General features: G+C 37.2%; 14 protein-coding genes. 7 read left to right on the plus strand and 7 right to left on the minus strand.

Annotated elements, in window-relative coordinates; translation table 11 throughout:
• Positions 1–9: 9 nt before the first annotated feature.
• Together A6E04_RS10110 and A6E04_RS10115 are read left to right on the plus strand one after the other, a co-directional pair.
• Positions 10–930 (plus strand): M14 family metallopeptidase, encoded by a 921-nt coding sequence (locus tag A6E04_RS10110; RefSeq protein ID WP_065611193.1) that lies wholly within the window; start codon positions 10–12, stop codon positions 928–930.
• Positions 931–1,192: 262 nt separating this feature from the next.
• Positions 1,193–2,665: a peptide MFS transporter gene (locus A6E04_RS10115; protein ID WP_017022560.1), complete on the plus strand. Its 1,473-nt coding sequence runs from the start codon at positions 1,193–1,195 to the stop codon at positions 2,663–2,665.
• 72 nt (positions 2,666–2,737) lie between these two features.
• Here A6E04_RS10115 and A6E04_RS10120 read toward each other — a convergent pair whose 3' ends face one another.
• Together A6E04_RS10120 and A6E04_RS10125 are read right to left on the minus strand one after the other, a co-directional pair.
• Positions 2,738–4,474, minus strand: a complete 1,737-nt coding sequence (locus A6E04_RS10120; RefSeq protein ID WP_065611195.1) for an ATP-binding protein — start codon at positions 4,472–4,474, stop codon at positions 2,738–2,740.
• Between the two features lie 16 nt (positions 4,475–4,490).
• Entirely contained in the window at positions 4,491–5,024 is a 534-nt protein-coding gene (locus A6E04_RS10125; RefSeq protein ID WP_017022558.1) for a heme NO-binding domain-containing protein, read from the minus strand.
• A gap of 206 nt (positions 5,025–5,230) precedes the next feature.
• On the opposite strand from A6E04_RS10125, the gene A6E04_RS10130 reads away from it, so the two are divergent.
• Positions 5,231–5,767, plus strand: a complete 537-nt coding sequence (locus A6E04_RS10130; RefSeq protein WP_065611277.1) for a DUF924 family protein — start codon at positions 5,231–5,233, stop codon at positions 5,765–5,767.
• A 121-nt stretch (positions 5,768–5,888) separates the two neighbouring features.
• Positions 5,889–8,009 (plus strand): sensor domain-containing diguanylate cyclase, encoded by a 2,121-nt coding sequence (locus A6E04_RS10135; RefSeq protein WP_065611197.1) that lies wholly within the window; start codon positions 5,889–5,891, stop codon positions 8,007–8,009.
• 63 nt (positions 8,010–8,072) lie between these two features.
• Here A6E04_RS10135 and A6E04_RS10140 read toward each other — a convergent pair whose 3' ends face one another.
• On the minus strand, positions 8,073–10,046 hold the full coding sequence (locus A6E04_RS10140; RefSeq protein WP_065611279.1) for an LTA synthase family protein: 1,974 nt from the start codon (positions 10,044–10,046) through the stop codon (positions 8,073–8,075).
• A 527-nt stretch (positions 10,047–10,573) separates the two neighbouring features.
• Here A6E04_RS10140 and A6E04_RS10145 point away from each other — a divergent pair.
• Complete coding sequence (locus A6E04_RS10145) at positions 10,574–10,861, plus strand: hypothetical protein (RefSeq protein ID WP_017022554.1); 288 nt, start codon at positions 10,574–10,576, stop codon at positions 10,859–10,861.
• Between the two features lie 108 nt (positions 10,862–10,969).
• On the opposite strand, the gene A6E04_RS10150 is transcribed toward A6E04_RS10145, so the two are convergent.
• The 4 genes from A6E04_RS10150 to A6E04_RS10165 form a co-directional block, all read right to left on the minus strand.
• A complete protein-coding gene (locus A6E04_RS10150) occupies positions 10,970–11,596 on the minus strand; it encodes a porin family protein (protein WP_023602710.1) in 627 nt (208 codons plus the stop codon).
• Between the two features lie 232 nt (positions 11,597–11,828).
• A complete protein-coding gene (locus A6E04_RS10155; RefSeq protein WP_017022552.1) occupies positions 11,829–12,809 on the minus strand; it encodes a trypsin-like serine protease in 981 nt (326 codons plus the stop codon).
• A gap of 365 nt (positions 12,810–13,174) precedes the next feature.
• Positions 13,175–13,969 carry an AraC family transcriptional regulator gene (locus tag A6E04_RS10160; protein WP_017022551.1) on the minus strand — a complete coding sequence of 265 codons (795 nt, stop codon included), beginning with the start codon at positions 13,967–13,969 and terminating at the stop codon, positions 13,175–13,177.
• Between the two features lie 88 nt (positions 13,970–14,057).
• Entirely contained in the window at positions 14,058–14,375 is a 318-nt protein-coding gene (locus tag A6E04_RS10165; RefSeq protein ID WP_017022550.1) for a DUF6506 family protein, read from the minus strand.
• Between the two features lie 302 nt (positions 14,376–14,677).
• Between A6E04_RS10165 and A6E04_RS10170 the strand changes: the two genes are divergently transcribed.
• Positions 14,678–15,139, plus strand: coding sequence for a hypothetical protein (locus A6E04_RS10170; RefSeq protein WP_017022549.1), 462 nt, complete (start codon positions 14,678–14,680; stop codon positions 15,137–15,139).
• Between the two features lie 152 nt (positions 15,140–15,291).
• Complete coding sequence (locus A6E04_RS20945) at positions 15,292–15,471, plus strand: hypothetical protein (protein WP_083198970.1); 180 nt, start codon at positions 15,292–15,294, stop codon at positions 15,469–15,471.
• The last annotated feature ends 9 nt before the right edge of the window (positions 15,472–15,480 follow it).

Raw genomic sequence — 15,480 nt, forward strand, 5'->3', positions numbered from 1 at the left:
GGAATGATCATGAAGAACGAATCCACTTACCCAATTGGAACACCCGGTACCGCTTGGAATGACGCAGAAAAAGCCGAGTGGCTTGCGACCATGACAGTAAAGCGTTCTTATCAAGAAGAAGTGGCAACAAAAATTAACGCGCTTTCTGACCGTTTTGACGTCTCTCAATACGGAGCATTATCTTATGATGAAGCACGCTTCCCACTTCTTTGCATTAAAACCCGCCAATGGGATAGCTCAAAACCAACCATCCTAATTACAGGTGGTGTACACGGTTATGAAACATCAGGGGTGCATGGTGCATTGCAATTTGTCGATACCAAAGCCGAGCACTATTCTCACTGGTTTAATGTATTAGTGGCCCCTTGTGTTAGCCCGTGGGGTTATGAAGTGATTAACCGTTGGAACCCAACCGCAACGGACCCAAACCGTTCATTTTATGACAACAGCCCAGCGGAAGAATCGGCAGCCGTCATGGCGCTCGTTCAACGTATGGGTGGCAATATTTTTGCTCACATTGATCTTCACGAAACCACAGACAGTGATGAAACCGAGTTTCGCCCAGCGTTATCGGCTCGTGATGGTTTAGAGTATATTGAAGGAGCAATTCCTGATGGCTTTTACACTGTAGGTGATACCGACAAGCCGTCTCCTGAGTTTCAAAAAGCGATCATTGACTCAGTACGCACCGTAACGCACATTGCCCCACCTGATGAAAATAACCAAATCATCGGATCAGATGTCGTTCAAAACGGTGTAATTAATTACCCAACCAAAAAATTGGGGTTATGCGCAGGCTTAACAAATGCTGACTTTGTATCAACAACCGAAGTGTACCCAGACAGCGATAAAGTAACAGACCAAGAATGCAATGATGCTCAAGTCGCCGCGATTGTTGGTGGTTTAGACTATTTATTAGCCTTACGATAATAATTTCGTTCTAACATTAATAAAAATAATGAGTCCTTCTCAAAATTCAACTTTTGAAGGATTCATCTATTACCCCTTCTTTTATTGTGTGAACTTTGCACGCTTGCAACATAAAATAAACACATAGCTCACTTTATAAAATATAACCCTAAACAAAACCCAGTTTACAAGAATTTCCGCACTGCATTTTTAAGAACAGCGTACTTTGTTACATAATTTTAATGGTAAAATAAAAAGAGGAATCATCTTAAAGAGAATACTTATGTGGAATAAACTAAATAAATCCATGATGTTTTGCCAAATGATGTTTGGCTTATCATTTTATGGCGTAATGGTCATTTTAACGCGCTTCTTTCTTGAAGAGTTAAATTACAGTGAAGCCGATACCATGATGGTTGTGGGCGCGTTTTCTTCTATCGGTCCATTGTTTGCTATTGCTGGTGGCTTTATTGCTGATAAATTTTTAGGGGCTTACCGTTCATTAACGATCAGTTACCTTGGCTTTTCTGTTGGCTACCTTTTGCTTGTTCTTGGATCTTACACTACGAATGTACCAATGGCATTATGCGGCATCGCGCTTGCCAGCTATGCTCGTGGACTCATGTCACCATCATATCCTAGTCTTTACCGACGTACTTTTGATACTCAAGAGCACTTTGAAAACTGCTACCCAGTAAACTATTCAGTAAACAACGTTGGCGCACTATTAGGGCAATATCTATTCCCAATGTTTGTTTTAGTTCTTGGCTTCCATGGAAGCTTCCTGTTATCTGCAATTTTGGCTTTCTTTGCCCTAGCAACCTTAGTGATTTTCCGTAAATCATTATTAACCGTTGGCGCTGAGATTGATCAAAAACCAGTAAGCACAAAAAACTGGATTGCCTTTCTAGTCACTTCGGCAGCAATGATTGCCTTGGTTTTCTTCATGTTCTCAAACATGGATATTGGCCAGAATATCGTTTATGCCATTGGTTTAGCGGCCATTGGTTATTTCATTGCATTAATGATGAAATCTGAAAAATCAGACGCATTAAAAATGGGCACAATTTTGATCATGACCGTATTAACAACGGCTTTCTTTGTGTACTACGGTCAAATGATGACATCAATGACCATGGTAACGATCAATACCATGCGTGGTGACCTATTCAACTTAATCCCAATTGCACCAGAAGCGTCAATGGCAATGAATCCACTGTGGTGTATTGTTGCCGGCCCTGTGATTGCAATGCTTTTTTCTTCACTTGAGAAACGTAACATTCATTTTTCAACCGCAACCAAGATTGGTTTTGCCTTTATTCTCACCGCCATTGCGTTTGGTATTTTAACCATGGCAGTAATGGGCGTGGGTGAAGATGCGATTATCCGTCCAGAAATTTTCTTAGTCATTCACTTCTTCCAAGCGTTTGCAGAAGTTATCGTGGGTAGCTTAGTAGTTGCGTTTATCTTATCTGTTGCGCCAAAACACATTGAAAACTTCTCAGTAAGTTTGTTTTCAGTAGCGATTGCGCTAAGTGGTATTGTTGGTGCGGTATTCTCAACGTCTATCGCTCAAGAAAAAGGGCAAGTGATCACTCAAGAGTTTATCCAAACTGTCTACGGTAATTACTTCCAACTGCTGACAATTCTTGCGGTTGTTATGGTCGCCGTTGCCTTTATTGCTTCATTCATCATTCGTAAAATGCTTGAAAGCAGCAAACAAGCAGAAGCGGCATTATCAGAATCTAATGCGTAACCATTAAAACAATAAAAAGCCCTATCGTCATCACGGCGATAGGGCTTTTTTATTCTAATAAATAGTCAAAAATTAAGACGAGACAAGTCGAACACTCCAAACTTTTAACATCTTTTCTAGCTCTTTTGCTTTATAGGGCTTATGCAAAATATCGTCCATTCCGGCCTCTATACAACTTGCCATTTCAGTTGACGTTGTTCCTGCTGTCAGAGCAATGATGGGCTTTGTGTAGCCTTGTTCGCGTAATCGTCTTGTCGTTTCAAACCCGTCCATCACTGGCATTCGACAATCCATTAAAATCACATCAACCACTTCATTATCTAAAAAAGCTAAGGCTTGTTGCCCATCGTTCGCAAAGTAAGGATGTATATCTAGTTTAGTCAGCATCATACTTAAGATCACTTGATTCATCTTAATGTCTTCAACCGCAAGTACCGACAAGCCTCCAATAGAATGGCTGATATCAAACGCTTCCTTCTCTTTGACTTCCGTTTCATACGTAGGAATTAATGGGATCTCAACAGAAAAAACGGAGCCTTTCCCTAATTCACTTTCAAGCGTTAATGTCCCTTCCATCTTATCAATTAAGGATTTACAAATAGACAATCCAAGACCTGTTCCTTCAAATTGTCGTTGACTGGAATTATCGACTTGAGTAAAGGGATCAAATAACGTGGATTGCTTATCTAATGGAATACCGCAACCACTGTCAGACACCGTAAAACATAAGGCATTGTCTTTCCAAGAAGCAGAAAATCGGATCTCACCTTCTTTTGTAAACTTAATTGCGTTCCCAATAAGGTTCACCAATATTTGTTGGATACGGTCAATATCTCCAGATAATCCATCCGGTAAGGTATTCTCAACATCAACCACAAACTCTAATCTTTTTTCTTCAATTTGATGTAAGAACATTTGTTCAATCGTCTGAATCAATATTTGAGGTGAAAACTGGGTAATACTTAATTGAAACATACCTGCATTCATTTTACTGAAGTCGAGTAAATCATTAATGATCACTCTAAGCATTTCACCCGCTTGATGAATCGTCATTAAAAGTGTTTGTTGATACTGAGTAATATTCGTGTCTTCCATCAACTCAGCTGAGCCTAGCAGACCATTAAGCGGAGTTCTTAACTCGTGGTTTATCATCGCAACAAAATCACGGGTCGCTTGCTCTGAGTTCTCTGCTCTCTGCTTTTCTTTTATTGTGTTTTCAAGTAACTGCTGACGCACAAACGCGGCACTTAACATCTCTGAAAATAAACAAAACTGCTTTTCAATGGTTTGATGCCACGTTTTGCTTGGCGGAGTGTTAAACGTAAATTGCAACGCCCCACAACGTTCATCATTTTGGTGTAAATAAACTAAGATATGAACCGTATCTTCACTCCAATTAAACTCGGAAGTTGAGTGTGGAAGATCGTGACACTCACCTACCTCACCGGCATTTAAAACGGATTGAACATTATCACTTAACGTTGGTGCTACCGTTAATCGCAAAGAGGCAATCCCCTCAATGCTAACTAAATCATCCAATAAACGTTGCAGTAATATGCTCGATGGCGCTTCTTGTAAAAACGCTTGATTGTAATCAAGAAGAATCGCATCGAGGTATCCTTTGAATTGAAGCAAAGCCACGTCTTTCTCTGCCTTTTCTTGCACAATTAACAACGTTTCTTCAACTAACTGTTTCGCAATAAAAAGCTCATGACTCTTTTGTTCAAGCAAGCCTTCCGCAGCCTTACGAGACGCTTTTTCTCGTTGGATTTTTCGATTTAATAATTCAATCATTTTATCGTTATCCATAATTACCTCTTAAACATTACTGCTTTTTTAAGGTAAAACGAACTTGAGATCCGTCTTCTTGAATTGGTATCATTTGTATATCAATTTTTTCATTGAAGAACTCTGCACACCCTTGAATTAAACCAAAACAAACATGAGAGAAGCAGCGAGCAGAAATGTAGTCCATCACCATTTCAGATTCAGTACTGGAGATAAAGGTAAATTGAGGGGGGTTTGCATCAGAGTAAAGTTTCTTAACTTCTACATGAATGTAGTTTTCTACTTGTTTAATAAATTCAAACGTCGATGACGATTTGCCTTTTAAACCAGGCATACTGTCAAACAAGGTTAAGAATACCGACTTACCATACACTTCTTGTAAATCTTCAATGCTAATGCCCGTCAATTTACTCAATGAAATAATCAATTTAACTAAGTCTTTATGATCATAGGTTCCAACCGAAGTGTAAGCCCCTTCATCATTATTTTGATCAAGCATTTCTTGGCAGATTTCTAAACCAAACGTGTCTTCTACTAACTCTAAAAATTCTGAAAATATAATTCCTTTCATGTCACATCCTTTTTATTGCCTTGATACTATTTTATTTTCTTATTCTAAGCTTAGATAAAAATAGAGTAAGAAGGTAACCATAAGGGTGTATTTATTCTGTTTTTTTCATTTACTAGACATAAAACCAGTTATACATAATGAAAATGAAAGACAGTAATATTCCAAGTTATACTTTACACACTCACCCAACAGGCAAAGAAGGTATTATGTATCAAGAAATCATCAAATTTTGGTTTGAAGAACTAGAGCCTAAAGATTGGTTTGTCGGTAACGAACAACTCGATAAACAAATACAGCAGCGCTTTTTAGCATTACTAAAACAAGCCTCTCACGCCGAACTGTTCTCTTGGCGAGCAGATCCTCTAGGACGTCTCGCTGAAATTATCGTTCTTGACCAATTTTCTCGTAATATTTATCGCAACACGCCTCAGGCTTTCTCTCAAGATCCCCTTGCTTTAGCCCTAGCCCAAGAAGCCATTTCGATTGGCGCAGACAAGATGTTATCAGAAGAGCAACGCAGCTTTCTTTATATGCCTTACATGCACAGTGAATCGAAAGTCATTCATGATGAAGCCGTCATTCTTTTTAAATCACTACATCGAGAAGGCAATCATGAGTTTGAGTTAAAACACAAAAAAATCATTGATCGCTTTGGCCGCTACCCTCACCGGAACACGATATTAGGTAGAAAAAGTACAGCAGAAGAAATTGAGTTTCTTTCAGAACCCGGCTCCAGTTTTTAATTGATTAAACACTCAACAGTTAATCTCTAAATTGTGTTAATCCTGTCCTATTGACCCATTATCACTTGCTGTAGAATACTCAGTACCGTAAAGTAACAAATCAATAGCAACGGGGCACAATATGCGTGATCATGTTTATTCTCAAATCATGGGAATAGTCACCAGAATACAACATTATCCTGGTGTGAGCGGCTTAGAAAAAGCAAAACAAAAGATTAAGCTTATCTGCTTAGATCTCGCTTCACCGTGCCCACCAAGTATTACCTCTTTTTTAGAGGCATACACGCACGACAGACACGATGAAATAGACAAGGCTATTCACGCTTACACGGCGTGTTTAGCTTCATTAACTGACGATGAAATACTGCTTAGAGTCTACATTAATGCCATGTTGGCCTCACTTTATATTGATGCTGAACAATACGCTTCTGCGTACGATCTTTATAAAGAAGTCCTTGAAAATATACACCTACTTGACGATAACATTCGCTCATTGGTGTATTGCAATATCAGCGACATGTATCTTTGTTTAGAGCAATATACACAAGCCGTTAATTATGCCAAGCAGGGAATTTCTGCCTCTAACAACGCCAATCATCAACTCAACTTGGCTATTTGTTTACTCAATCTTGGTTATGCTTGCGGACATTTACAACATTTTGATGATGCCATTGGGTTTATTCATCAAGCAAAAAACATTGCCAAAACACAAGAAAACAAACGTATTTTAGCGCTGTCTTATGGGTACTTAGCACAAATAATGGCAAAGCAAAAACACGCAGATCAAGATAAAATCATGACGTATTTTGAGCAATCTGAGCTGATTTACATCCATATTCACGACAAACATAATCGCTTAGAAAATAATATTTTCTTTGCTAAATACCTTGAAAGTATCAATCAAAACGAAAAAGCATTGGCGTTATGTCACAAGATACAATTACAAGTAAATTCAAATAATAACTATGGATTTTATAGCATTTTTACTGATACCTTAGAAAAATTACATCAAAAATCACAGCAATGGGATGCCTTAATTGCCACTCAACAACAGCATATTTTTGCTGCAGAAAAAGCATTAAGTCAGTTTAAAAAACACGAAAATAATGCCCTAATTAAAAATGTCGATCGGATTGAAGACAGTCAGAATCAACAGGTTTTAGCACACATGCAGGAACACATGGGGGCAATCACAGAGATTGGTCAATACATTGCTACGACAACCGATTTAAAGGGTTCACTGAATAACATACTAACCAAAATCAATACCATTCTACCCACCTTTGAATTTGGGATAGCGCTGTACGATAAAGAAAAAGACCTTCTAGATTATCGTTATTTTGTAGATACAAACAAACTGGTACCTCAGCTAACAATTGACTGTAAAAAATACAAAACGGTTGGCACGTACGTCATTAAGAATCGAACTACTGTCCATTTAAATACGGTAACGGACGACTCTTTAGCGCCTTTTGTTGATCATGAGCAGCGTAAAGAAAAAGATTTAGTTAAGCGTGATAATAGCAGAGAGGTTCACTCTATTATTCTGACGCCTATTATCTTAAAAGATGATGTGCTTGGTTTATTGTCTGTTCAGCACCCATCAGCAAATCAATACCATCAACATCACCGTCATTTGATTGAACATTTAGCGAGTTTTATTGCGGTATCTCTTGAAAATCTAAAACAAAGAGAACGATTAGAAAAAGCCAATGAAACGCTGGATAAGCTATCAAGAACCGATCCTTTAACAGGGCTTTATAACCGTTATCAATTAGATAAGATAACTCCCTCATTGTGTAAAACGGCGTTAGACGAACAGAAACAAATCTCAGTCTTAATGTTGGACTTAGATGATTACAAGAAATACAACGATGTGCATGGACACTTAGAAGGGGATGACGCATTAAGAACGCTTAGCCACTTAATACAACACGCATTCCATCATCAGAATGATTATTTATTCCGCTACGGTGGTGATGAGTTTTTGATTATTTGTTTTGATCAATCCTCTGATCTCATTAAGGAAAAAATTGAAGTCTTACGCAATGAGCTGTATGCAAAGAACCTAAGTAATCCGGAATCACGATATTCTGATCGTTTAAGCTTATCAATTGGCGGAATTAATACCCAACTTCAGTATGGGTCAGAATTAAATGATGTAAATAAGCTTTTTCAAAAAGCGGACGAACAATTGTACGCAGTAAAAGAGGCTGGTAGAAACAGCTATTTACTCATATAAAAGAACAAAAAAATGGCCTCCTCTCTCATAAAGAAGGCCATTTTTGATTAAACCATTATTATATTATTGATTACTTTCTGATTGTAAAACCTGATTAAATTGTTCGGTGCTTGGCATGCCATACAAGTTTTTATTGTAAGCAAGACTTCCCCACAAACCATACGCTTTCGCTAACTCTTGAACCCTTTGACTCACCTCTACTGGCGTCTGTTTTTTCGTCACAAAATCGTAATCATAAGCAACGGGGTCATTTTCAGGGGTCAACACCACCAAATTATCTCGCGTTAAATAACCAAAATTATTCGCAAACTGCATCATTGCTCGTTCATTATCACGAGCTAATGGTTTTGTTAAATCGTGTCCAATCATTGGAGACAATGCCGGAACCCCCATTAATGATAATAGCGTTGATGGCATATCCATATTGCTCGCTAAACGTTCATCTTCACGAGGTTTGATGTCTTTCCCTATAATCAGTGCCGGAATACGGAATCGGTCAACAGGGATTAGCTCAGACGCACTGACACGAGAATCATGATCCGCAATAATAAGAAACACCGTATTATCCCAATACTCTGATTTCTTCGCTTTTTCAAAGAACTTCCCTAACGCATAGTCTGAATATTGAACGGCATTGTTTCGTGTATTTTTCTTTTCGTCATATTGCTTAATACGACCATCTGGATACTCAAATGGGCTGTGATTACTTGACGTAAAAACAAGACTAAAGAACGGTTTTCCTTCTTTGTTAAGCTCGGTTAACTGCTTATCAGCCATCTTATACAAATCTTCATCCGACGCCCCCCAAGAGCCCTTAAACACAGGATTACTATAATCTTTCTCATCAACAATTCGTTGGAATCCGTTACCTAAGAAAAAGCTTTTCATGTTATCAAAATGGCTTTCACCACCATAAATAAATTGAGTCGTATACCCTTGTTGAGAAAGTAACCCAGCAATATTAAAGAAACCCGTTTGGCTTTTACTTAACTTAACAACAGCACGAGATGGTGTAGGAGGAAAGCCCGTTGTTACCGCTTCAATCCCCCGAACAGAGCGTGTTCCAGTGGCGTACATTTGGTTGAAACTCCACCCCTCGGTTAATAATTTATCAAGGTTTGGGGTTAATGGTAATCCTCCGAGTCCACCAACAAAGCGAGCCCCCAAGCTTTCTTGCAATAAAATAACCAAGTTTCGTTTAGGTCCTTTATAACTTGCAGGGTTGAAATTTAATGTGGTTGAATCATCGATATATTTCCCCGAAATACCTGAAGACTGTCTAACTAAATCAACAATTTCTTTATCCGACATTTTGCCATAATACGCTTTTGCATTTTTTTCAGAACTCATGTTCTTTATTGCAAAAATGACAGAATAAGAAGAGTTCAACACTAAGTCATTCATTAGCGGATCCGTTGAAAATGAAACCGCAGCGGGGTTTAAAGGTCGATGTCCTAACGATGAACGAGCCCCCATAACACTGACGACAATAACAAGAGCTGCAATTAAAGGGCGCCAATAAAAGGCTGGCATTCTATTATTTCTTACGGCATAACCACTTAATTTCCAACCAAAAAACAACGTCAAAAATGAACCGATAACACCAATAGCCAACTCTAATTTATAACCAGACCAAAGCATACTAAAGACTTCTTTTGGATAAATTAAATACTCAACAAATAATCGATTGGGTCTTAAGTCATATTCTTGAATAAAAGGAACCGTTGCCAACTCCATATAGACAAAAATCCATAATCCAGCAACAAGCCAAATACGCAATATAATTGTCCAGATCCGCCCAACGATACCCGTTGTTGGAAGCAAAGCCGATAACGCCGCTGGTAAAATAAATAACCAACATAAACTGGCAATATCAACACGTAACCCTTGCAAGAAAATAGGTCCCCATCCAGACGCATCAGAGACTCGCTCATGAAGCCAAACGGAAAGTCCTAACCGACTTAATGTTAAAATAACAATAATTGTCACACAAAATATTAATACTGGCTTTAAGCCACACAAACTTATTTTTCGCATAGTTACTTTATCCATAACCTTTTCATTGTAATTTAAACCCAATATTGTTGTATCGAATTAATAATATAAAAAAACACTCAACATAATTAGCAGCACCTAAACAATCTTAATCAACAGTATGCTATTGACACTTCTATTCAATAGATTGTATGGCATTAAATTTATCAATAAGTTCAATGCTATCATTACTTATATTAATTAATCGTGAGTGAACACAGAGTGAATTATCGAATAACAATTAATCAATTTTATGATTATATTTCATTGTTTTAATGATAATGAGCAAAAATCTATCACCAGCAGGAGGTATTACGACTTACCACCGTTTATTTTATGATGTTTCTATTCAGTCAATAATTCATACACTCAAAGAAAAGTAGATATCTTATAGATTTAATATATCCATTTTAAATTAAGCATAATGTACATATTAAAATAGTAATAATGCCTAGCCTTTCAGTGAATTTTTCATTTCGATTTTTGATATGATCATTATTTAAACAATATAATTATTTTGGAGAGCAACTATGTATCAAGAACAAGCCGAAGCCTTCTTGGCAAATCAACCACCTGAAGCATTAGCTACTGGTGAATTATTTGTAATAAAAAATACAATAAAAAGGTATGTCTCTGGGCCAAATAGAGCTCGGCTAATGAGGTTAGCAAACTCTGTGCTTGGGAATTTATGCACAAGAGCTAATGCCGGAAATATTGATAGGATTCGTGCATTATTTCAATCAATGGTACAAATGATAAAATCAGGAAATATTGGATTGTTTGAGAATGAAATTACTCGTTCAAAAACTGAATTTTAAAATAATAAACAAATTACTATTTCCACTCCCCGACTCTAATAAGAACAATAACGGTCATAAAAAATAAAGGCGATGCTGTTAAGCACCGCCTTTAGTTAGATTAAAAATCTAGAAGGTATACGTTGCACTCATGTACAGAGAGCTTAAGTTAAGAAAGTGATCTTCAGAAATTGTAGTATTAGAATAATGATAAGTTACTTCGTTCTCCATGAAGAATAAGTCGGCTTCATAACCCACTCTGAAACTAAGAACATTCAATCGAGGTGGGGTATATTCAACGCCTGCGCCATAATGAAATCCAACAAATTTATCTTTATTGAAAACCTTAACCGATTGATTAATATCAACCGACGATAAACCCGTTATACCAAAAACTCGTAAGCCATTACGAAACGTATAACCCACATTTGCCGCGATGGATAACGATTCTGGTGACCAACTGTATACCGTTTTATTCCCAGTCCCTAATAAAGGAGCTGCGAAGTTAATATCACCATATCTGGTGTATTGAGCTTCGATGGCAACCACTCTGTTGAACTGATAACCGGCAATAAACTTAAAGGTATTTCCATCCTCTTCACCTTCAAGTACATCATCACCCAATAAATCATCAAAATCATTTAGCGTGGTCGTCCCAACACCAACACCGGCATAAAACCGTCGAACGTCTTTAGCTTGAGAAAAAGTAGCAATAAATAACGTGCTTAAAATAACTAATGTGTTAATAAATTTCATATTCTTAATAAAATCCAAATCAGCATATATTGTCAATTAAAGAAGGGGAAGATCCTCAATATAAATGACGAACAATGCGTAAATAATATACATAATGAGTAATCCAACGAGCTATCGAGTATTATATTTTTACCGCTAAAAATAATAACGAACCTAGATAAAACGGAGAATAAATAGACATCTTCGCTCTTTATATTAGATGTTAACGATCTAACTAAAGAATGACTCTTTCTTAGTTCTCAGGGAAGACGATTGCATTCTGATCAGAACGCGTTTGAATGTCTTTAACGGTATCAACAATCCACTCAAAAATACCAGGTCGAGTAAATCCTGCATAATAAGTAGCAACGTTCATTATTTGACTGTAAGTATCCGTCCCCGTACTCACAACACCGTAAATCTTACCTCCATAAATAAGCGGACCACCGCTGTCTCCTCTGAAGGTTGAGTATTTGGTTTCGACCGTACCAAACTCATTCATTGACCATCGCTTATCAGACGGATCAAGCGGTGGATTTTCTATTGCTATCGAGTGTGAGTTTTGCACATAAAATCCAAATTCAACCCATCTTTCATGCGATGCTTCACGCCAATTACAATTGACTACACTAGAGAACGGGTATTCCTGTGTAAAATATTCACGAGAAAAATACACAGAATCAGGGCAATAGCGCATGAATGCTTCTCTTACATAATCAGGTGTATTACTCTTTGCTACAACACGTGCGGGAACTGGCATTTGTTTTAAGTTTGATGTTGAATAACCAATTGGGTACACCTCTGCACCGAGTTTAATAGAGCCAGAAGCAACAGGTAACCAGGTGGCCTCATCAGGCATGCTTTCTAACTCTAGAATCGCAATATCATCAAATTTACTTCGATCATATTTCCCGTTAGGGCTATAAATATGCGTGGCAGTGTAGTCATTAACAACCTTAACTTTAATGCCATTATGTGCATAATCCTCCCCTCTTGAGTGCAATAAATACACATAACTGCCTATCGAGCTAACTGGCACACAATGCGCCGCAGTTAGCACGGTTCTCGGTGCTATTAGCGTTCCACTACAGTGAGCATCTTTTAAATACACCATATAAGGCGCATCACTCGCCTCAACATCATTCCCTTCAACAGCAAGAGATAATGGTGAATACATTCCCCCCAATAACGAGCATAAAGCAAGAGAAGATAATCTACTTTTTTTATTGTTCATAATTTTGTCCTTTAAATAAAAACCCTACACATTGTTAATGAGTACGATCAGTTTATTTTTATTGATTATTTCTTTTGATAATCATAATTATTTCGAATAGCAAGCGATAAAGTAATAACTCTAAATAAGATATGTTCTAATATAAAATGAGTATTTAGAGTAAATTAACGTTCTTATCCTTATATTAATCGAGTGATAAGTTCATACTCAGTGATAGTGAGTAAAACTTAGATTTAAGTAACATTGAATAAAAAATAATATAATTCATCTAAAAAGTGAATATATACTTATTATTAATATGGTATTTAGCAGTATAAAATCTCGATTATTTATATCTAACCAAATAACTAACGATTGAACCGTTATTACTTATTGTAGTGATTCAACATAAAATTGGCTTTTATGAGGTACTTTTTAGGCGACATACCCGTAAAGTACCGGAACTCTTTAATAAAGTGTGGCTGATCGTAATACCCATTATCTAAGGCAATGTCGACATAATTATTACTTGTCCCGTTAAGTTGTGTACGTAATGTGGATTGAAATCGAGCAGTACGCTCAAAATACTTAGCATCAACACCGGTATACAACTTAAATTTACGCTGAAGGGTTCGCTTACTCATATTAACTTCTAATTGTAATCCGCTTATACCTTGGTGGTTCTGTTGATAATATGTCTTATCAATAGCCCAAGTAATACCAGATGACGTAGTAAGTTTAGGATTGAGCAACCCAATAAACCATGACTCAAGCAACTGTATTTTATCGAGATCATTAACCTTCATAATGAGGCGTTCAATTAAGCTCTCTGGCAAAAACTGGTACATATCGATAATTTTATCCGACAATTCATCCATCGGAATACCAAAGATAGAATAACACCCACTAGAACGAAATCTCACTGAAATAAGTTTACTTCCCCCAGTAGTTTCAAATTTAAACGTCGCTCTTCGTGGACAAACAAGTAAACTTTGCCCCATTAATAATTGATGATGAAATGGGTGTGAAATAACCAATGGTTCACCAAGATTAATTAATAGTTCAGCCCCTGTGCCGGGTAAAATATCAGGTACATAAGGATGGTGCGTACTTTGCCATAACCAATAATGCGCAATAAAAGGAGAAAGTAACGGTTTCGGTTTAATGCGAATAATATGCAAAAAAATAAACTGCCAGATTAGATCGATATAAAGTAATGCGGATAGTAATGTAAATCACCTTAACAGTAAATGATAACGCTAATAATAACTATTTAGGTAAAAATAATGCGTCTCCACTGACGTTACCTAAACAGGGATGATGATCAAAACGAACCACTCCAATAGGCATACGTCCTGCGACTGCTTTCGCTATTTCAGCAACACCTTGCTGACCAAAACCACCACACAGTTCAATGGCTCTAATGCCTTCTTTTTCAAGCCCATCAATAGAGTCACACGCTTCTTGATAGCTTGATACCGCGAGTGTTTTCACGTGAACTTCTGGCGTTAACACCCATGACGAATTGGTGTCTACCTTCGTTTCTGGAGCAATAAAAATGAATGCGGCTTTAAATATTGTTGTCATGTCTTGTTCCTCTCTGTAATTTCCGATGATAATACGAATAATTACACTGGCAATATTGTAAAAATACGCCAAAAAGAAATAATTCACATAAAATAATTAATCGAATTTCAATCAAAAAAACAAAGGTATTGCCTTGTTAAGTCTTTTCTATCAATAGTTAAGTCTAAATAAGTGATAATTATAAAAATACTGGCATTGTTATTAAAATCAAGACACCTAATGCTCTAGATAACACGGCATTAGCTCTATAGACTTAACGTATAGACTGTTGATAAACAGACACCACCTTATTTAAGAGCATCATGCTAATGAAAGCCGTATTACCTTTAATACCCTTATTTACGTTATTAACAAGCTGCCAGCAAGATATTAAAAATACAACCGGGGTATGTTCGGCGAATCAATACCTTCTTTCTCTTCCTCAAGATATTGATACCTATCGACATGACATGGCGATTTATGCACAACAAGGCGGAGAGCTTCCTCTTCATTCTGTGGTGTTTGATAATACCTGTATCGATGCAACATCATTAAAAGATCTAACACAACAAAGTGCTCAAGCGATCTTTGCAGACAGTTTTAAAGAAGCGGGACAAGTCACTCATTTTGAAATAAAGAACAACGTGGCTTATGTTGAACTAAAAGCAAACAACGATGGCTTTCCTGGTATTACGGCAACATTAGCCGCGGTAAACCCAATAATACGTAGAAACCTATTATTAAACAGCCAAATTGAAAATGTAATTTTTCCTTCTATGAGGTAATGCTCTCACCCACTCAAGAGAAAAACACTCGCCTCCCTTTATTCAGGTTAACTATGCAAAATATGCATAGCGATCCTTACAAATAGTCATTTGCTTCATTAACTCCCTTTCCCTACTATTCGCGCTCTTATTTTTAACCCTAAGAGCGCAGCATGTTTTCACAATCCATTTTCGCTCAATTATTGAGAATGACCATTCTATTAGTACTAACTCTAATTGTTGTTCACCATTATCAACCCTTACTCGATCTTCTCGCCGAGCAAGCCGTTAATAGTGGCTGTCATCAACAAACAGGCAGTATGGATAGTCATCACTCTCACCATCACCATTAAGAGCACATT

It is taken from the genome of Aliivibrio logei (assembly GCF_001691055.1).
GTDB lineage: Bacteria > Pseudomonadota > Gammaproteobacteria > Enterobacterales > Vibrionaceae > Aliivibrio > Aliivibrio salmonicida.

Excerpts from the sequence above, each read along its gene's own strand:
- A6E04_RS10150 (WP_023602710.1), bottom strand. The coding sequence starts at position 11,596 with ATGAAATTTATTAACACATTAGTTATTTTAAGCACGTTATTTATTGCT.
- A6E04_RS10145 (WP_017022554.1), top strand. The coding sequence starts at position 10,574 with ATGTATCAAGAACAAGCCGAAGCCTTCTTGGCAAATCAACCACCTGAA.
- A6E04_RS10120 (WP_065611195.1), bottom strand. The coding sequence starts at position 4,474 with ATGGATAACGATAAAATGATTGAATTATTAAATCGAAAAATCCAACGA.
- A6E04_RS10135 (WP_065611197.1), top strand. The coding sequence starts at position 5,889 with ATGCGTGATCATGTTTATTCTCAAATCATGGGAATAGTCACCAGAATA.
- A6E04_RS10140 (WP_065611279.1), bottom strand. The coding sequence starts at position 10,046 with ATGCGAAAAATAAGTTTGTGTGGCTTAAAGCCAGTATTAATATTTTGT.
- A6E04_RS10165 (WP_017022550.1), bottom strand. The coding sequence starts at position 14,375 with ATGACAACAATATTTAAAGCCGCATTCATTTTTATTGCTCCAGAAACG.
- A6E04_RS10115 (WP_017022560.1), top strand. The coding sequence starts at position 1,193 with ATGTGGAATAAACTAAATAAATCCATGATGTTTTGCCAAATGATGTTT.
- A6E04_RS10155 (WP_017022552.1), bottom strand. The coding sequence starts at position 12,809 with ATGAACAATAAAAAAAGTAGATTATCTTCTCTTGCTTTATGCTCGTTA.
- A6E04_RS10110 (WP_065611193.1), top strand. The coding sequence starts at position 10 with ATGAAGAACGAATCCACTTACCCAATTGGAACACCCGGTACCGCTTGG.
- A6E04_RS10130 (WP_065611277.1), top strand. The coding sequence starts at position 5,231 with ATGTATCAAGAAATCATCAAATTTTGGTTTGAAGAACTAGAGCCTAAA.
- A6E04_RS20945 (WP_083198970.1), top strand. The coding sequence starts at position 15,292 with ATGTTTTCACAATCCATTTTCGCTCAATTATTGAGAATGACCATTCTA.
- A6E04_RS10125 (WP_017022558.1), bottom strand. The coding sequence starts at position 5,024 with ATGAAAGGAATTATATTTTCAGAATTTTTAGAGTTAGTAGAAGACACG.
- A6E04_RS10170 (WP_017022549.1), top strand. The coding sequence starts at position 14,678 with ATGCTAATGAAAGCCGTATTACCTTTAATACCCTTATTTACGTTATTA.